This window comes from Mycobacterium numidiamassiliense (assembly GCF_900157365.1).
Taxonomy (GTDB): Bacteria; Actinomycetota; Actinomycetes; order Mycobacteriales; family Mycobacteriaceae; genus Mycobacterium; species Mycobacterium numidiamassiliense.
Window position 1 is genome coordinate 2660760 of sequence record NZ_FUEZ01000004.1, and the last position, 18053, is coordinate 2678812.

Sequence of the window (18053 nt, forward strand, 5' to 3'; positions counted from 1 at the left end):
TTTGTGGACAAGGGTGACCGGTAAATCGCTCAGACGGATGCCACCGCGGTACCGAGCAGGCGTTCCTTCTGCATGTTGAATTCCGCGTCGGTCAGCAGCCCCGAGTCGCGTAGGTCGCCGAGTTTGCCTAGGAGCTCCGCGAATTCGCGTATCTCGTCGGCGATTCCCGGCGCGGGGCCTCCCACCGGCTTGGGCCCGGCCGAGGCCCGTACTCGAGTGGTCGCGCCGATGCGCTCGCGGCCCTGGCCGACCGTGCCGTTGATCGCCTGTCCGGCCATGCTGGCGAGGGTCATCTCACCGAACAGGCCCGCCGACCCACCGGCGAAGGCTTCTGGGGCGGCGGCCAAACTGGTGGCCGGCAACGCGAGCGTGGCCAGCCTCATTTCCGGGGCCGTCGTCGCCCAGGCCGGCGGCACCGACAACGCCCCGACCGGAGTTGCCTGGCCCAGGCCCGCCGCGGCCCCAGGCAAGACCACCGGTGCCGGAAGGCCTTTCACGCCCAATTGAGCGAACCCATCCGTCATCGCCTTGTTCATGACGGAGATTTCCTTTGTGTCGTCGAAAATCTCGCCACCGGCCTTCAGAATCGCTTCGTCGCCTTGTGCCGAGGCCGACCATGCCCCTGCCGCAGTGCTCAATTCCGATGACCCGAGGCCCAATGCCGCGGGCTCGAAGAAGGTCGACGGGGATATCAGCCCCAGGCTCTGCAGGATGTCGAAAATGCTGGACGTGGACACAGCGGCCGTGGTCGTAGGGACCACGGGCGCGGAGAGCCCGGTCAGTGTCGCGGGCACCGTCGACGTCAGTCGCGCCACCGCCGCCTGGCTGCCGATTGCCGCCGACGTGCCGGTGACCCGGGTGAGTGCGGCGGATTGGTCGTTCCGTCCACCGGGGTTGGTGGTCTGCGGCGATGCGGTGAACGATGGCAGCATGGCCGCGGACGCGGACACGGCCGCGTAGCCGTACATCGCGGCGGCGTCCTGGGCCCACATCTCGGCGTAGTGGGTCTCGGTGGCCGCGATCGCCGGGGTGTTTTGCCCGAACAGGTTGGTCGCCACGAGCGCCTTGAGCAGTGAGCGGTTGGCGGCGATGACCGAGGGGGGCACCATCGCCGCGAACGTCACCTCATAGGCGGCCGCCGCCGCCTTGGCCTGAGTGGCCGTCTGCTCGGCCAGCGCGGCGGTGGTGCTCATCCACGCCACATAGGGGCCGACAGCGGCCGCCAGCGCCGCCGACGTGGGGCCCAGCCAGGGACCAGCCGTCAGTCCCGAGATCACCGATCCGTAAGCGGAGGCCGCCAAGTGCAACTCGGTGGCCAGTCCGTCCCAGGCCGCAGCGGCAGCCAGCATCGGCCCCGACCCGGGACCGGCATACATCCGCCCGGAGTTGACTTCCGGTGTCAATGTCGCGAAATCCATTGCTGCACAACCTCCTAGGTGATAGCTCACGCCGTGTGAGCCCGGTGGGCCCCGTTGTCCTACTACACGCGAATCAGTAGCAACACACCGTAAACATTGACCTTGCGCCTACGAATGTCTAGACCTACGCCGGGAACACGCAAAGAAATGCTGATGAGGCAATGGCGTGCGGACCTCGCGCCGCCTCGCTAGCGTAAGGACGGCTCTTGCGCCCGAGTGTGGAGGATTGCGTTGATGTCAGGGATCCCGATCCGTGTGCCCGTCACTATCGCGACGGCGATCCTCCTCATGTGTGGCGCGAGCACCTCGGCCGCGGTTGCGGCGCCCGCGGGCCGTTGGCCGCTGCCCCTCGATGTCGCGCCCCCGAAGGTCGACACCAGCTTCTCGTTCGTGACTTATGACTGCGGTGATCAATCGCCTATAAGGATCGCGGGGGAGGACTCGAACATCACGTTGTACGGATCCTGCGGCGAGGTCGATGTGAGCGGGGCCGCGAACACCGTGAATCTGCAAACCGTGGCCATCATCAACGCGACCGGCACCGGCAACCACATCACGTGGGAGAAGGGGCCGGGCGGCGCCGTCCCGCAGATCAGTAACCCGAACGGCAGCAACACCATTGCCGGACCGGGGGGCTTTCAGTCAGGCCGAGGCTGAGACCGCGGTCTGCCAACCCGTCGTCGCGGTGAGGGAGAACTCGCTCAGGACGCGTGAAATGTTCTGCTGTAAAAGCTCATTCGAATTCGAGCGGTCGAGCTCGTAGGCGAGGATCGAAACGAAGACCTGTCCGCGCGCTCTTCCCGACACCAATACCAAGGCCCCGTTGGTGCGGTGCATCGTCGCGTTGGTCACGCCCGGGTACAGAGACTTCAGGGCGAAGTGGTCGGCGTCTGTGCCGTCTGGCCGGTTGGCTTCCGGGCTGATCGCGCCGAGGTTGGATGACACGACGGTGGTCGCACTGCCGGTGGCCACACCAAGCATTCGTTTGAAAAGCCGCTTTGGCACCAGGGGAACGAGGGGCAGTAGAGCCCACCGCTCGTCGGGCACCTCCCGATAACGAACCAGCGCCTGCTTGATGGCGGCGCGAATCTCGCGCAGGTCCGTCGTGACGGGTGCAGGGTCTACGTCAACATCAACATTGGCGACCGCGTTGGCGCGAGTATCGACCGGCGTGCGCTCGTTGACGAGCATCCCAACCGTGACCGAGCCGTCCGCGGCGACGCGCCCCACTCGCCGGGCGAGGCGAGCGGCAAACCCCGCGAGCAGCGCGTTGCTGGTCCCGCCCAACGAGTGGGCACGGGCATCCCACTGCTCAGCGTCGACGAAAATCGTTGTTAACGGCAGGGTGATGCATGCGTCCGGTTCGACGATCAGTTTCTTGGATACCGCGGCAGCGGGCCTGGCACCGGCCCGATCGCTCCGGAGCAATCGCGCAGCTGCGACAAAGGCTCGACCGATATCGGCTGTGTCGCAAACGGTTTGGCGCGCGTCCTCGCGCAGCGCCCGCCAGCGGCGCCGCGATGCTGCCGCCGGCCAGCTGATTGCATCGTCGCGACCGGCGGCCGCGTCCGCCAGCGCCTGGCACAATCCGACGCCGTCGGTGAGGCAATGCGTGACGACCAGGCTCACCACCGCTCCGCCATCGGTCAAGGGCAGCAACGCAAGACGCCATCCCGGTCCGTGCTCGGCATCCGGGCGGGTGAGGGCCTGGTCGTTGCACCAGTCGTCGATCTCGCTGCGGGGCCGAGGTGTCGCAGCGATCTCGAGGTCGGAGTGATCACTGGGTGACACCCAGCGATGGCGCCCGAACGGCAATACGGACCGCTCGATGCGGCGGCATAGCCGTCCCCGCCCGAGATGGTGATGGAACCTGCGCAGGCCGCCGATGTCGACGGCGCGGTTGTACACCCAAATGCATTGCAGCACATTGGTGGTGCTCGTCGCTCTCTCGCTGAGAAAGAGGGTCTGGTCGGTCAGATCCAGCACGTTGCTCATTTCTAGGCCGCCTCGTTGTCGCCGGCGTCCGAGGCGGGTGCGACCGATGTCCTCTCGACGACGCGGGCGAACATCTCGAGCAATGTTGCGATGTAGCGGTCCACCGACTCACGCGCTATCACGTTGTCCGGGAAGGAGATCGTCACCGTGGTTCTCTCGACATGCCGGTTGATCCACATGTTGATCCCACCGTGGGACAGGCTGTCGCCGTAGGTGCCGAAGTTCAGCTCTGCCCACACTCCGGCGAGAGGTATCTTCCGGAAATCCAGGAAGGACAACATCATCGGCAAACACGTGGGCAGCTTGATCCCCAGTTCGTCCGGTGTCGCCAACTCCAAGACCCGCTCAATCGGGACATGAGCTAGGTCTTTGGCGGCGTCGAACGACTTCTGGGCTGCCCGGGCCACCTCGGGAAACGATTCGCCGGCCGTCGGCACGGTGACCGGCACCATGCTCGCGAACCAGCCCACCGTCATCGTGTCGATGCCCGGGGTCCGGGTGTCCCTGGCGGTGAAACCGTGATAGGTCTGTTTCCCGGTCAATTCGTAATCGGCCAGCGCTGCGCACGCCAGCACCCCTCCCAGGAACCGGGCACCGGCCGCAGAGCAGATGCTGTCGAAAGACTGGGTCCCGGCCGCGTCCAACAACTCGACGGTCAGCAAGTCGCCCTTGCTGCTGGCCCACGTATCACCCAGCGGCAGTGGGAAGCTCGGCCAGGCGCCGTCGGTGTCGCGTGCGAACGCGATCCACTCCTTGATCTCGGGAGATGAGAGGGTCAGGTTCGCGACGTTCGCACGCTGCCGCGCGGTGAAGTCGCGATGGCTCCTGACCTGGGGAGGCGTAAGGGTCGGTCCCGGGGGCGCGTCTTGCGACAGTTCCTGATACGCGAGGTGGATGTCGACGAAGATCAAGGCGGCGGACAGCCCGTCGATATGTAGGTGGTCGACACTGGCGTAAAAGGTGAAGTAGTCAGCGTGCTGGACGATCCCGAAGGTGAAGCAACCCCATTCAAGCGTCTCCGGGGTCGTCGTCAAGACGTGCGTGCGGATCTGCTCGGGGTTCATGTGTCCCATCGACACGGGCGCGAGATCGATGTCCTCTGGCTCGATCACCCGTCGCACGATGACGCCGTTGTCGAACTCGAACCAGGAGTGATAGGTGTCCTGACGACGGACATGCGCATTGACCGCGGCCGTCATCGCATCGATGTCGCAGACGCCGACAATGTCCCACGCCACGATCATCAGACGTGGTAGTTGCCGGTTCATCGCCTTGCCGTGATATGCGGCCCAGAGATGTTGCGTTTGCTGATAACTCGGAGGTAGATCGCCCTGTCTTGCAGCACGAGCCGCCTCGTGCGCTGCGGGAGAGGCCGTCCACATGGTGAGCGGACCGCGCGGCGGCAGCCATTCGTTGATATTTCCGAGTGCGACCATTTCCAGCCCCGCTCTACGTGATGCCGACATTTCATGCGCGGCGTCGGGGCCACGAAAAGTCCATCCGCGCACGGCTTTTCGGGCATGCCGAATTAACGTCCGCGTTGGTAATTTGCGACGCCTAGCCGTAAGTAGGCTGACCCTACGGCGTCGCTTGCAACCCCCGATGTCGCTGTTGTGGACGTTAGTCCAATAGAGCGGCGATGTTGTGTTTTTGCGAAGATTTTCAATATTGCAGATTCGCGGCGCGATGGCGCTAGCCTGACTCGCCCGATCAGTTAGTTCTGCTGTAGTTCCGCAAAGCGGGTAAGGGCGGCGTCGAGGTTTGACTCGTCGAATATCTCGTACCGGCTGATCAGCCCGTCCTCGACAAGGAAGACATCCCGCCGCGGGGTGTAACGACTGGCTCGTCGTGCCGCGCGAGTGCGATCGCCATCGAAGCGGCGTCCGCCTCCCAGGCGGCGGTCGATCCTTCGATATCGGTGAGCACAAAGTCACCGCCCGTGTGACCGATGAAATAAATTGTGCCACAGCAATATCCAGCGAAGTGTCCTGTGCGACGATCGCGGCCTCGAGCCGCCGATGACTTCCGCGGCGCGGCCCGTCGCCAGCAGCGCGTCCGCCCGATCCTCGACGAGCGCGGCGTGGCTTTCGGCCCAGCGCGTCATTTCCGATAAACCGCGCTGCCCGTCGGGAAGTTCGGGAATGCCGCGCCAAAGGGTCAACGCTTGCTCGAAGCGGGTCACCGCCTGGCCGATGTCGCCGGCGGCGGCGCGTCACGACCCGCCTTGGCCGCCGATTTGTCGCGCGCCGCGTCGACCTCGGGCCCTTCTAGCGTCCAGCCCGCTCCCTCGGTCACCACGACGCCATCGCCGAGTGTGCGGCGCAGCGAGGAGATATTGGGTCTGCAGGGCCTTAGCGGCGGTGCGCGGCGGATGGTCGCCCCACAGCACCTTGATGAGCGTGCCGGCCGGCACAACCGATCCGTCGTGCAGCCCCAACATCGTGAGGATCGCACGAGGTTTTGCGCCCGGGATAGTGACCGGTGTGCCGTTCCTGTCGGACCTGGAGAGGCCCCAAAACCCCCAGCTCCACCCAAGGAGGCGCACTCACGTCAGCAATCTTCGGTGGCGCAATTCAATACATGGTCAAGATCCAGTAAAGGCCCCTGCCTGCGATTCATGAGCGGGCTTTACCGACCGGTCCAAATGTCGGTTACGCCTCCTCGGCGTACAACAGTGAGTTCGTGACCCGAGTGCCGTCGAAACGGAATTCGTGCGCTGGACGCCGCAGCGGCTCGACGCTGGCATCCGGGTGAACGATGACCCCACCGCCCGAGGGAATTCCCAGCCCGGTGGCCGCCCCTTGTAGCAAATGAATGGCCTCAGACAGGCGCGTCCACTCAGACTGCTCGTCGTGCGTGTCGATGACGAAGGGGACAAATTCGAACACATCGAGCAACCCGGTCGCGGAGGATTCCGACGCCTCGACGATTCCGTAGCGTCCCAGCTGGACGGCGCCGGCCGAAATGCCCACCAGCACCGCGCCGTGCGCATACCGGTCGATGATCACATCTTTCATGCCGGTTTTCTCGAATGTGGTCCAGCCGAGATTCACGTCGCCCCCGGCGAGGACGATCAGCTGAGCACGTTCCAGGAAGGCTCGGTCGTCGAGTCCAAACGACGAATCGATCATGCGACGGTCGGTGATGCCGACCGGATCCATGGCTGCCTCGAAGATCTCGTAGAACTCGCGACGGTCCCCGTTGGACGCACCGAGATAAGCCGCGCTGACTCGCGGGTCCCCGGTCGATCCATCGAGGGCGTCCTCAAGTAGCAGTCGGCCGTGACGCTTCCAGAAGAGCAGCTGACTGTCCGCCAGCAGATAGATCGGTTGAAGTAACGGCGTCGGCTGACCCACCGTCACGCGATTGGTTCGACCCATTGAGCCCGGGACGGCCCCGGCTCGAATGGATCGCCAAAGTACTGGGTCTCGCGGACAACCTCAGTGCCCTCGAACTCCATGATGCTGACCACGTAATACGGTTGCGCGTCGTAGGTCAGGATGAGTTCGCTAATCCACAAACCACCGCCACCCTGGATGCGGCGCACGGTGAAGCGCTTGCTGTTCGGCTGCGCGGTTCGCGACGCCTGAATGTTGTGGCGGCCGCGGATGCGCTCGCCTGACTGCGGATACTCGAGAATCGCGTCCTGGCGGTAGATTTCGTGTTCGGTCGCGAAGTCGTTGGCATCAGACGCGGCCCAGTGTCTTTCCAAAGCGACTCGCACGTCGTCGTCGTACATGGCGCTTTCCTCACGTCGGCTCGGCAAGGCTCAATCATGCGCCATGAATTCTGTGTTACGCGATAGTTCCGGGCGATCAGCCGATCGACCGAGCGCACGCAAAGGTGACAAAAGAACGACGAGGACGCGAATTCTGCGAACCCTCAGTGAAAAATTTAAACGACCTTCTACGCGCACGCAGATCCCCTGCGCATCGGTCGTTTTGAAAGGTTTCAAATGCCGGATTTTTAATCTTTCTGGCGATCGAGCCGCCGGGTAGCGTAATCCCAGTCACCCGGTGTCTTCTTACGAGAAGGAGACAGGTGATCGACCTGCTAGGAGGATCCATGTTGGATGGTGTTGCACGCGAATTCGGTGGTGGCGGCGGCGGGGGTAAGTCATTGGTCGGCGGCGGTGCCGGCGGCGGCAAGTTGGTCGGCGGCGGTGCCGGCGGCGGCAAGCTGTTCGGCGGAGGAGCCGGCGGGGGCCGTTAACAACGATCTATCGACATCTAGAGGCGCCGGCGGAGAAAATCCGCCGGCGCCTCTATGCGTCTGGCGCTATAACAAGAACACCCGGCGGCAATTGAGGCCGGTGCAGGAATTCGGAAACCTCACGGCAACATTGCCAAGCTTTGATGATCACGACGCCACCTCTGTCCGAGATGGACCGACCGAAAAGCGCCACCAGGATCACCTGTGAACGTACGCGACGCCGCGCCGACGAGCCGAGTGTTGGTGGTGGCGATCATGGTGTCGATGGTCGCGTTCCTCAACACCACGGTCACAAACCTGGCTCTTCCGGCCACTGAACGTGACCTGGGCGGCGGCCTGTCGCTGCAACAGTGGGTCGTCGACGGTTATTTGCTTGCGCTGGCGGCCACGGTTCTGATGGCCGGTTCGATCTCCGATCTGTTCGGACGAGTGCCGGTGATGCGTTTCGGGCTGGCGACCTTTGGCACCGGTGCCGCGTTGGCGGCTAGCGCGACCTCCCCGTTGATGCTGGTCTTCGGCCGCATCGTCCAAGGGCTGGGCGGCGCGTTTCTGGTGCCCGGCTCGCTCGCGCTGATCAACTCCGCCTTCGAACCCGAAGACCGACCCACCGCCATCGGAACCTGGACCGCCTGGACCGGAACCGCTTTCGCGCTGGGACCGCTATTGGGCGGGTTGTCGGTGGACTACCTCAGCTGGCGATGGATCTATGTCGTGTCGGCGATCCCGATGCTTGTCGGCTTCGGCTTGACGTTTTGGTTGTGTCCGATGCCGGGGCCGGCCGAACACGCTCGCGTCGATGCCGGGGGAGCCGCGTTGTCCGCGGTCGGGCTGAGCGCGACGGTGTATGCGTTGATCGAATCGCACCGGCGTGGCTGGACCGACCCGTCCGTCACCGCTTGTTTGGTCGTAGGGGTCATCGCCCTGCTGGCGTTTGTGGGATGGGAGCACCGCACCCCAAACCCCATGCTGCCGTTGGGCGTTTTCAGAATCCGCAATTTCGCCGGTGCCAATCTGGTCACGGCCTTCGTCTACGGCGGCCTTACTCTCGCCTCGATTGCCATTGCCCTCTATACCCAGGAGGTCGCCGGCTACCCGGCCACCGTTGCAGGTATGGCCACGCTGCCCACCCCCGTGCTGTCGTTTCTGTTCGCCAAGCGCGTCGGCGGCTTGGCCGCACGAGTCGGGCCCCGGATTTTCATCGTGGTGGGCCCGGCGTTGGCCGGGTTCGGGTTGCTGCTCATCCACCCCGCAGCGAACGGATTCAACATCCTGACAGATCTCATGCCGGGTATCACCGTGGTGGCCATCGGCCTGGTCATCGCGATCACGCCGCTGACCGCACTGAATCTGTCCTCTCTTGATTCCGAGCACAGTGGAATCGCGGCGGCGATCCAGAACGTCGTCGGCCGCACGTCTGCGCTGACCGCCGTGGCCTGCGTAGGACTGATCGCCGCAGGCACACTGACCGACGCCAGCTTCGGCCGGCTGCTCGATGTCAGCGCGGTCCTCTTCTTCATCGGCGCCGTTTTCTGCGCAGCCATCATCAGAAATCCGGCCGTCGCCGATCAAGCTGTTCCCGGCGAAGTCGTCGAGTTGTGCACCGACCAGCCTGACGCCTATGCCGAGCTGGCCGATCTGGCCGGCCAAACCGGACCCGTGCCGCTGCTGCGCCCGAAAGACCTTCACCCCTAAGGCAATCGAGGTCTCTCACGGATTCTGTGTTGGCTGCTGGCAGACTGCTGGCATGGACGTGACCGACAGCAGTGTGCGTCAGGCTTCGCCACAGGATGCGGCCGCCTGCATCGCGATATACCGTCCCTTCGTTGAGAACACCGCGATCAGTTGGGAAATCGACGTCCCGAGTGTGGCGGAGATGGCTTCCCGCATCACCGCGGCCCGCGACACTCACGAATGGCTCGTCCTCGAGGGCGATGGTGAGATCATCGGCTTCGCCTACGGGCACGCGCTTTATCGCGTTCCGTCCTACCAGTGGTCGGTCGAGACCGGTATCTATGTTCAGCTGGGCTGTCATCGTGCCGGCGCGGGCCGCAAACTCTATACGCAACTTTTGCGTCGGCTCACCGAGCGCGGCTACCGGCGAGCCTTCGCCGGGATAACCCAACCCAATGAGGCCAGCAACGGTTTTCATCGATCCTTTGGGTTTCAGGATGCCGGCCTGTATCGGCGAGTTGGGTGGAAAAACGACAGCTGGCACGACGTCGCATGGATGCAACTCGATCTTCCCCGCACCGGAAATCCGGAAGAAGGCCCCGGCCCAATCCTGTGACCTAGCAACCTCCTGGCGGTAGCGCCGCTCCCATACCGTCGACGACGACCGGCGTGACTATCGCGCCATAAGACTTGCACTCGGCAAGACGTGTGGGATCTCGTCTGCAGGCAACGGGCGGCAGAAGAAGTTTCCTTGCACCGCGTCGCACCCGTAGCTCCTGAGTTCTTGAGCTGTCTCCCAATCCTCAACGCCCTCGGCGACACTGGCGATGCCGAACTCCGTGGCCAATTCGATGACGGATCGCGCAATGGTGGCCGCGCGTTCGTCGTGCAGAATCGGTGCGACGAATTGACGATCGAGCTTGACGTCGTCGATTGGCAGTTCGCGCAGGTATGTCAGCGTCGCGTAGCCGCTGCCGAAGTCGTCGATCGCCACTCGGATGCCGGCCTCGCGAAGCTGGTTGAGCACTGTGCGGGCCTTCGGCAGGTCGGCCACCACCAGATCCTCGGTGATCTCAATCGTGAGCAAACTTGGCGACATCCCGTGCGCGTCGAGCACCGACATGATGCGGTCGGGCAGGGTGTCCTCTTCAAGGGTGGGCGCCCAGAAATTGACCGCGATCGGGATCGGGATGCCGGCTGCATACCAAACCGAGGCGTCCGCGACCGCGCGTGACAGCACCAGGTCGGTGAGGGCGTCCATCAGCCCGTGTGCCCGCACCAACGGCAAGAACTCGGACGGCTCGAGCGGGCCGAACTTGGGGTGCTGCCATCGCACGAGCGCCTCTACTCCGCAGACCGAACCGGTCATCATGCCGAATTTCGGCTGGTACAAGAGGTTCAGCAAGCCATCCTCGATGGCGCGTCGCAATTCGCCCAGTAGTTGAAGTCGGGCGATGCCGTCGTCGTATGCCTCGCCCGCGTCCAGCCCGAGGTCCATATCGGGCGTGAATATCCGTATGTTGGTTGAGCTTCCCGATTGGGCGCATTGTCGTGCGGTAGCCGCCTGCCGGAGAAGTTGGTCCGGCTTCAGCGGGGCGATGAGTTGGGCTGGGGCCGACGCCACGCCGATGCTCAAACGAACGTCCAGGCGTTGATCGTTGATAGTTAGGGGTTCGTCGAAGGCTTGGTCGAGTTCTTCGGCGACGTGCATCGCGACCTCGGGTCGTTCTTCGATCAGGATCGCGAATTCGTCGCCGGTCATCCGCGCGACGGTGTCGCGCGCCGGGATATTGGCTTGGATTCGCTCGCCGACGCTGCGCAACAGGTCGTCGCCCACGGCATAACCGAGGGTTTCATTCACCAGTTTGAAGTCGTCCACGCTGACCATGAGGATGCTGACGGGGACAGCGTGGTGTACGTGTAACCGCGCGGCATGCGCCAGCCGATCGTCGAACAGTCGTTGATTTGCTAACCCGGTTACCGGGTCCTTCAGGGCAGCGTCAGACACCGCGGCGAGCAGGCGCCGCTTGCGGTCGAGAAGCAATAAGTGCCGGGCGAGCGTGGTGAGGACCAACACCACACAAGCTCCGAAAATGAAAGACTCGCTCCCGGATGCGGGCCAAAAGTGCACAGCGCCAACGACAATTGCCAAGAACACCGGCAAGTACGGCAGCCACAGCGACGCCCTCGACGATGGCTGAGAAAAACCGAGGTCGAGGTCCGGTCCCGGCCGAGACGCAATTCCCGACAGCGTTACCAAGTACATTCCGCCGGCCCAGCCAAGAATGATGAGGTCATTGGGCACCCGGTAGAGATGGTTGTCACAGATGACAATTACCCCGGCCGTCGCGATCACCACATACCCCATGGCCAGTAGCGTCGCTGAGAGTTTGCGGCCCGGCTCGGCTTTCCGCACGAGAATGAATGACATGACGACGAGCGCGAAATATACGGCTGTGGCAGTGATCAACAACATGCGCGGGACGCTGACTGTTTGTGCCGTTTGTCCTGCGTGACCTCGCGCCAGGATAGCCAATACGATCAGCAATGACGCGGCGATGAGTATGCCGTCGAGCAGTAGGCCTATCCCAAATCGCGAGTCGTCGCGGCTGGGAATGGCAACCGCGGCGGCCAATGCGCATATCGGAAACACCACGTAGCCGAGATTGGCCACCGAGAGATTCGAGATCGGCGCAATGCCGCCCAGGCTCACGTAACACCACAACGCGTTGCTGGCCGTCCAGCCGCCCACGCCGATTGCCAGCACGATCCACGCGAGGCGCTGGCGGCCTCGGGAAGATCGCGCGGCGCCGGCCGCACAAGCGTTGGCGAACACGCTCATCACCAAAGATCCGATCGGGCCGATTACCGCGTGATCCGAAGAGCCACGTTGGGCCAACAACAACACGGTGAACGCGACTAACCCGACAGTCGCCAACACACCAACCGCTAATCGGGTTCGTGTCAGTGACAACATTCCTTGGCCTGTCAGGTGCGGTTTCAGAATGCAGAATAAGCCACATTTCAGACTGCTTCGGCGGATTTGCTCGCTGACATGCTCCGTTACACTGCCTTTGACCGGCGTATACCCGCTGCCGAAACCTTTTACACGGCGCTTTTGGGCACGTCGACGAGGATGTGACGTTGATCGCGCCTCGCGCTAGCCAGGTATTGCTGTGGTCGGAGGGGAGCTGAGCAGATGACGGAAGCGCAACGGCGGGGGCTGAATAGCGCGGTCACGGGATTGTGGACTTTCCTGGCGCCCGCTTACGACCTGCCGATTTTGCAGCGACGCATTTACCGACCCCCGCACGACGAGGTCATCGCGGGGCTGCGCAGCCACGGGTCTCGCAAAATCGCTGACATCGCTTGTGGGACCGGGATTCTCAGTGATCGAATCGAGCGTGAGTTGCATCCCGACGAGATCTACGGGGTGGACATGTCCGATGGCATGCTCGCGCAGGCTCGGGCCAGATCCAATCGGGTGCAGTGGTTGCGCGCTCCCGCCGAGCAGCTGCCTTTCGACGACGCCGCGCTCGATGCCGTCGTGACGACATCGGCATTTCACTTCTTCGACCAGCCTGCGGCCCTACGGGAATTCCATCGCGTACTCCGGTCCGGTGGCTTGGTGGCCGTCTCGACGCTGAGCACGCGGCAACCCCGGCTGCAGGCCTCGGCGAACAGGTGGAAACCGCAGCACAACGCGTCGCCTGCCGAATTACGGTCGCTGTTCGAAGGCGCCGGGTTCGCGATCAGCGATCAGCACCGCATCCGGCGGTCATCCTGGGCCCGGATCGTGTCCGACGTGATCACCGTTGGCGCCAAGCCTTAGCAGGGCGGGGGATCGGCGTCCCATTCGGCCAGCGTCCAGCCATCCGAAGGATTCCCGGTGACCACCACGTGGCCGACGTTCGGCATCGGCTTGGTCGCCAGCAGCGACGGGTCAGGGTTACGCACGGTCATCAGTACCCACATCATGATTGCCGCGCCATGCGAGATCGCGACCGGGTTTTGCTGGCCGCTGTCGTAGATGTGTTGGACCGCCTCGTTGAACCGCGCTTCGAATTCCTTGCCGTCCACCGAACCCGGTATCCGGGCACTGCGGTCGCCCCGCAGCCACTGCTGTGGGGCGGCAAGGTAGGTCTGCGCGATGTTGGCCTCCGGTGTGCCCTCGTATTGGCCTGCCTCGATCTCCCGCAGCCCCGGCAGCACGGTCACAGGTTCGGCCAGCAGCTGCGAGATCGGGGTGGCCGTCTGCTGACTACGGATCATGGTTGAGGCGTAGATGCCGTCGTAGTGATTCGGCGCCAATTGCGGGGCCACGAACCTCGCCTGGCACCAGCCAGTTGCGGTGAGTTCGGGGCCGGGTGTCGACGTGTTGATCAGGCCGGAGGCGTTGGCCGCCGATTGGGCGTGCCGCACCAGCGTCAGCGTGATGGTTCGCGGGCCTGCCGCATGCGCGGATCCACAGCCCGCGGTCAAGACCGCGACGACGGCAATGGCAACGAAACGTCTTATCGTCGTCACGATTTCACCAATGCGCGCTGAACGTCGACAGTCACCCGCGGTGTCACTCGAGAAGTGTAAGGCGCCCCTACGGACTCAGCACGACGCCCGCCTCGCCAAGCGGCGAAGCGGGCGTCGTGGTTGCCGAGTGTTTACAGCGGGACCCAGACTCCGAAGAAGTCGAAGCCCCACTGGTTGAATCCAGGGTTCCAGATCGGGTTCTCCTGGTAGCCCCAGTAGTTGATCGGGCCGTAGTTCCATGGGCCTCCGGGCGGCGGCAGCGGTCGATCCCACGCCGGTCGCGGAGGCTCACCCGGTCCCCAGGGCGCAGGTCCGTCGCCCCACGGAGCGCCGTGGAAGTAACCGCGTTGGGCGTCACCGTGCCAAGGACCACCCGGTCCACCGGGTCCACCCGGGCCGCCAGGACCGCCAGGTCCGCCGGGGTGTCCCGGACCGCCAGGTCCACCGGGACCGGGACCGCCAGGTCCACCGGGTCCACCGGGGCCGCCCGGGTGCTCACCGGGTCCACCGGGACCGCCCGGTCCACCAGCACCGGGTCCGCCAGGTCCACCGGGACCGGGACCGCCAGGTCCACCAGGGCCACCGGGGCCACCCGGACCGCCTGGTTCATTGTGGAAGCCGCCCTGAGCCGGTGCGCCGTGCCCGCCCGGTGCCGGAGGTGGGCCTCCGGGGGCTGCGTTTGCCAATCCGGCGCCCATACCCAGCGCCGCTGCGCCAAGAGCCCCGGCAATAGTTGCCGAGGCAACGAGTTGCTTGAGATTCATTTCCCCCCACTTATCTATTCGTCTATTCGTGGATTCATCGAGCGTTAGCTCTCCAACTTCAGCCGAGACTAAATAGCCAGCCTATGAATCGGCTGTGTCATACCCCTGCGAAGCCTTTGGGAAACTTCCAGCTACGCAGCTGTGAGTTGTGTCGATGAACGCTGGACTCAAGAGGTCGCGTTCTCTGCGACTCCAATAGCGCTGTGCGCCTGCAACTTTAACTAGCTCGACGGCCGCGCCCGCGCCGAGTGGGAAGACGAACTGTAACATCTACTGTTGCTTGCCGCAGAGGAGGAGTTTGATGGACGTCCGGTTCGCGCGGAGAGTCATCTGGTGACCCAGCCCAATAACTTGCCGGACGATGCCGATGCGGCGCCCGTGCCGTACTTCAGGCACGACGGAAGCCATTATGTGCCAACAGAATTCGCCCGTGGTGGGTGGGGTCCATCGATCAGCGGCCACGTGGTTGGCGGCATCCTGGGTTGGGCGCTCGAACGAGCAGTCGATGACCCGGAGTTGCACCCGGCACGGCTGAGTGTCGACCTTCCTGCGCCGACCGGGCTGGAACCGGTGAAGGTGCGTACCAAGGTGCACCACGATCGGCGGCGATTGCGGCTGGTCGAGGCGGTTCTGACACAGCACGGCGAAACCGTGGCGCGGGCAAGCGCAATGTTTTTGCGGCGCGGTACCCAGCCTGACGGCAAAGTCTGGTCCCAACCAGTGCAGATGCCCCCGCTGCCCATCCCGCTCGATGGCGCCAGTCCGACCCTTTTCCTGCGAACCTACGGTTGGGGCGGTGAGCTGCAGAACCCCGATCCCGACTGGGACACCGCCGGACCCAAATACACGTGGCTGCACGAAACGCGTCCGTTGATCGACGGTGAGCCCTTGAGCGCGTTCACCCGCACGGCGATGTGCGCCGACGTCACGGCCGCCATCGCCAACTGGGGCAGCGAGGCGTTGCAGTTCATCAATGTCGACTACACGATGACGCTGAGCCGCCTGCCCGAAGGGCCGCACATCGGGCTGGCCGCGTTGACTCACTACAGCGCCGACGGGATAGCCAACGGTTGCGCCGTCATCGCCGACCACAAGGGTCCAGTCGGCACTGCGGTGTCCGTGTCGATCGCGCATGCGGGATTTCGTCCCCCGCCGATCGCATCGGCCGGATGACGAACGAAGTCACCTACTGGACGCTGATCGCCGATGCGGCGCGGCGCCAACCGGATCGGTCGCTGCTCGCCGACGAGTATGGTCGCAGCCTGAGCGCACGTGGGCTGCACGATGCCGCCTGCGCGACGGCGGCCGTGTTCGCCCAGCGGGGGATCGGCCCGGGAACCGTGGTGTCGTGGCAGCTGCCGACCACGCTTGAGACCGTGGTTGTCATGGCCGCATTGGCTCGGCTCGGCGCGGTGCAAAACCCCATCATCCCGATACTGCGGGAGCGCGAGGTCGGCTTCATCACCGGCCAGCTGGCAACCGAATTCCTTGTGGTGCCTGAATTTTGGCGCGGATTCGGCCACGGCGAACTCGCCAGGGCGCTGGCCGCCGATAAGGGCTTCGAGGTCATCACCGTCGACCTGGCGACACCCCCGCGCGCCGATGAGCTTCGGCTGCCCCGGGCAGACGCGGATGCCCTCCCGGCACCCCCGTCAGCCGGCGCCCACGCCCGATGGGTCTACTACTCGTCGGGGACCACCGCGGCGCCCAAGGGAATTCGTCACACCGACGCGTCGGTGCTCGCCGGCTCGCGCGGCATGGTGGCCGCGATGGGTATGACGAGCAGCGACGTGGATCCGATTGCCTTTCCCGTCTCTCACATTGGTGGGGCCGCGATGGTGGCAGCGGCCCTGATGACCGGGATGCGACTGGCGTTGTTCGAGACATTCGACCCGGCAACGACGCCGCTGGTCATCGCGGCGCACCGCCCGACTTTTCTGGGCACGGCAACCCCTTTCTTCGTCGCTTTCCTGGAAGCGCAACGGGCTCAAGGCGCTCGGCCGCTCTTCAGTGCCCTGCGTGGCTGCATAGCCGGCGGCGCACCGATCACCGCCGACCTGGGACGTCAAGTCCGCGAAACGTTTGGCGTGCCCGGTATCGCCAACGCGTGGGGGATGACCGAGTTCCCGGTGGCGACCTCACCCTCTCTTGACGCCGCACCCGACGTGCTCGACTACACGGTTGGCGCGCCGGTGGCTGGGGTGAGCGTCCGCGTGGTCGACGGCGAGCTGCGGCTCAAGGGTCCCCAATGCTTCCTCGGTTACGCGGACACCACGCTTGACGCCGACGCCTTCGACAGCGATGGTTGGCTGCGCACGGGCGATCTCGGTCAGATCGACGCCGACGGAAATGTTCGTGTCACCGGTCGCATCAAAGATGCGATCATCCGCAACGCCGAGAACGTCTCGGCCCTGGAGATCGAAAACGTGCTCGTCACCCACCCCGCGATCGCCGATGTCGCTGTCATCGGAGTGCCCGACCGCACTGCTGGCGAGCGGGTTTGCGCGGTCGTCGTCCCGACTCCTGCCACCAGCGTCACGTTGGAATCCCTAGTCCAGCATTGCCATTCGCTGGGACTGAGCCGTTACAAACATCCCGAGCGTCTGGTCATCGTTGATACGTTGCCGCGCAACCAATTCGGGAAGGTCATCAAGAAGGATCTCCGCGAGGCCTTCGGCTGACGCCGCTGTTCTCGGATCATTAGGACGCCCACGAATGTGATAGCGCATGCGCCATCACATTTGCGCAGAAAGTCCCGCCGCCTTTCCTGGTGCTCAAGTGACCGGTGTGACGCCGCGCGGCCTACAACCCCTTGGGTGCGTCGCGGACCGCTTCGACCGCAGCCGCATCGCCGTCGAACTCGACGTCGGCTTTGCGGCCGACCGAGAACAGCAGTAGCTCCTGGGGCGTACCCGTGACCGTGACGGCCGGGCCTTGGCCCGCGATCAGCACCGTCTTGCCCTCGGGGATGCGCAGCGCGACCCGGCCGGGAACCTTGCCGAGCGTCATCCGGGCCATCAGCGGTAGCGAGCGGCGCAAGCTCTTAGCCAGGGCGGGCTCCAGCTCACGCGGTGTCCAGCCTGGCTGCGCCCGCCGCACGTCCTCGTGGTGGATGAACATCTCGCCGATATTGGCAACAGGGTCCAGCAATTTGAGCGGCGAATAGAGCGGCGGACCTGACGCAACCTTGTCCAACAGCTGGTCCCAATCGTTTCGCCCGGCCACGTCGTTTTGCACCTTGGCGGTATGGCCGGCGAAGAAGGGGATGAGGATGCCGGGTGCGGCGTCGGGTCGGTATTCCCGGATCACGAGGTGAGCGGCCAGGTCCCGCGTCGTCCAGCCGTCGCACAAGGTGGCTGCATCCGGACCGAGGCCGCGCATGGTCTCGACGAGGGCGGCACGTTCGCGTTGAGCAACGGTCACCTGATTTCCCTTCATCGGTGGGGCTGACCTGTCCAGCCTAGAG

Annotated in this window: 16 protein-coding genes and 1 pseudogene; 7 read left to right on the forward strand and 10 right to left on the reverse strand. The window is 64.4% G+C overall.

Annotated features, from left to right (window positions below):
- Positions 1–29: 29 nt before the first annotated feature.
- Positions 30–1418, reverse strand: a complete 1389-nt coding sequence (locus MNAB215_RS21035; RefSeq protein ID WP_077080516.1) for a PPE family protein, SVP subgroup — start codon at positions 1416–1418, stop codon at positions 30–32.
- A 234-nt stretch (positions 1419–1652) separates the two neighbouring features.
- Here MNAB215_RS21035 and MNAB215_RS21040 point away from each other — a divergent pair, with 234 nt between their 5' ends.
- Positions 1653–2075, forward strand: a complete 423-nt coding sequence (locus MNAB215_RS21040; protein ID WP_083746195.1) for a DUF3060 domain-containing protein — start codon at positions 1653–1655, stop codon at positions 2073–2075.
- On the opposite strand, the gene MNAB215_RS21045 is transcribed toward MNAB215_RS21040, so the two are convergent.
- The 5 genes and pseudogenes from MNAB215_RS21045 to MNAB215_RS21065 form a co-directional block, all read right to left on the reverse strand.
- The gene (locus tag MNAB215_RS21045; RefSeq protein ID WP_077080518.1) at positions 2061–3413 is read right to left on the reverse strand and encodes a hypothetical protein; all 1353 of its coding nucleotides are present in this window, start codon (positions 3411–3413) and stop codon (positions 2061–2063) included. The two genes, MNAB215_RS21040 and MNAB215_RS21045, sit on opposite strands and share 15 nt — an antisense overlap.
- Positions 3414–3415: 2 nt before the next feature.
- Positions 3416–4849 carry a condensation domain-containing protein gene (locus tag MNAB215_RS21050; RefSeq protein ID WP_077080519.1) on the reverse strand — a complete coding sequence of 478 codons (1434 nt, stop codon included), beginning with the start codon at positions 4847–4849 and terminating at the stop codon, positions 3416–3418.
- A gap of 382 nt (positions 4850–5231) precedes the next feature.
- A pseudogene (locus tag MNAB215_RS21055) lies at positions 5232–5944 on the reverse strand (AfsR/SARP family transcriptional regulator); the annotation flags it as partial.
- Between the two features lie 120 nt (positions 5945–6064).
- Complete coding sequence (locus MNAB215_RS21060) at positions 6065–6793, reverse strand: Type 1 glutamine amidotransferase-like domain-containing protein (RefSeq protein WP_077080521.1); 729 nt, start codon at positions 6791–6793, stop codon at positions 6065–6067.
- Positions 6772–7152: a hypothetical protein gene (locus MNAB215_RS21065; RefSeq protein ID WP_077080522.1), complete on the reverse strand. Its 381-nt coding sequence runs from the start codon at positions 7150–7152 to the stop codon at positions 6772–6774. Before MNAB215_RS21065 ends, MNAB215_RS21060 begins: the two co-directional genes overlap by 22 nt.
- Positions 7153–7478: 326 nt before the next feature.
- On the opposite strand from MNAB215_RS21065, the gene MNAB215_RS29815 reads away from it, so the two are divergent.
- The 3 genes from MNAB215_RS29815 to MNAB215_RS21080 all read left to right on the forward strand — a co-directional run bounded on the left by MNAB215_RS29815 (position 7479) and on the right by MNAB215_RS21080 (position 9912).
- Entirely contained in the window at positions 7479–7625 is a 147-nt protein-coding gene (locus MNAB215_RS29815; RefSeq protein ID WP_165691599.1) for a hypothetical protein, read from the forward strand.
- Between the two features lie 204 nt (positions 7626–7829).
- Complete coding sequence (locus MNAB215_RS21075) at positions 7830–9317, forward strand: MFS transporter (RefSeq protein WP_077080523.1); 1488 nt, start codon at positions 7830–7832, stop codon at positions 9315–9317.
- A gap of 52 nt (positions 9318–9369) precedes the next feature.
- Positions 9370–9912, forward strand: a complete 543-nt coding sequence (locus MNAB215_RS21080; RefSeq protein WP_077080524.1) for a GNAT family N-acetyltransferase — start codon at positions 9370–9372, stop codon at positions 9910–9912.
- A gap of 57 nt (positions 9913–9969) precedes the next feature.
- Here the strand turns inward: MNAB215_RS21080 and MNAB215_RS21085 are convergent, their stop codons facing one another.
- Positions 9970–12237, reverse strand: coding sequence for a putative bifunctional diguanylate cyclase/phosphodiesterase (locus tag MNAB215_RS21085; RefSeq protein WP_077080525.1), 2268 nt, complete (start codon positions 12235–12237; stop codon positions 9970–9972).
- A 258-nt stretch (positions 12238–12495) separates the two neighbouring features.
- Between MNAB215_RS21085 and MNAB215_RS21090 the strand changes: the two genes are divergently transcribed.
- Positions 12496–13128 carry a class I SAM-dependent methyltransferase gene (locus tag MNAB215_RS21090; protein ID WP_077080526.1) on the forward strand — a complete coding sequence of 211 codons (633 nt, stop codon included), beginning with the start codon at positions 12496–12498 and terminating at the stop codon, positions 13126–13128.
- Here MNAB215_RS21090 and MNAB215_RS21095 read toward each other — a convergent pair.
- Together MNAB215_RS21095 and MNAB215_RS21100 are read right to left on the reverse strand one after the other, a co-directional pair.
- Positions 13125–13826, reverse strand: coding sequence for a histidine phosphatase family protein (locus MNAB215_RS21095; protein ID WP_077080527.1), 702 nt, complete (start codon positions 13824–13826; stop codon positions 13125–13127). The two genes, MNAB215_RS21090 and MNAB215_RS21095, sit on opposite strands and share 4 nt — an antisense overlap.
- 128 nt (positions 13827–13954) lie before the next feature.
- Positions 13955–14587, reverse strand: a complete 633-nt coding sequence (locus MNAB215_RS21100) for a chitin-binding protein (protein WP_077080528.1) — start codon at positions 14585–14587, stop codon at positions 13955–13957.
- Positions 14588–14938: 351 nt separating this feature from the next.
- Here MNAB215_RS21100 and MNAB215_RS21105 point away from each other — a divergent pair, with 351 nt between their 5' ends.
- On the forward strand, positions 14939–15760 hold the full coding sequence (locus MNAB215_RS21105; protein WP_425436547.1) for an acyl-CoA thioesterase domain-containing protein: 822 nt from the start codon (positions 14939–14941) through the stop codon (positions 15758–15760).
- Positions 15757–17268 carry a class I adenylate-forming enzyme family protein gene (locus MNAB215_RS21110; RefSeq protein ID WP_077080530.1) on the forward strand — a complete coding sequence of 504 codons (1512 nt, stop codon included), beginning with the start codon at positions 15757–15759 and terminating at the stop codon, positions 17266–17268. The genes MNAB215_RS21105 and MNAB215_RS21110 overlap by 4 nt, the downstream gene beginning before the upstream one ends.
- 121 nt (positions 17269–17389) lie before the next feature.
- On the opposite strand, the gene MNAB215_RS21115 is transcribed toward MNAB215_RS21110, so the two are convergent.
- Entirely contained in the window at positions 17390–18010 is a 621-nt protein-coding gene (locus tag MNAB215_RS21115) for a TIGR03085 family metal-binding protein (protein ID WP_077082205.1), read from the reverse strand.
- Positions 18011–18053 lie beyond the last annotated feature (43 nt).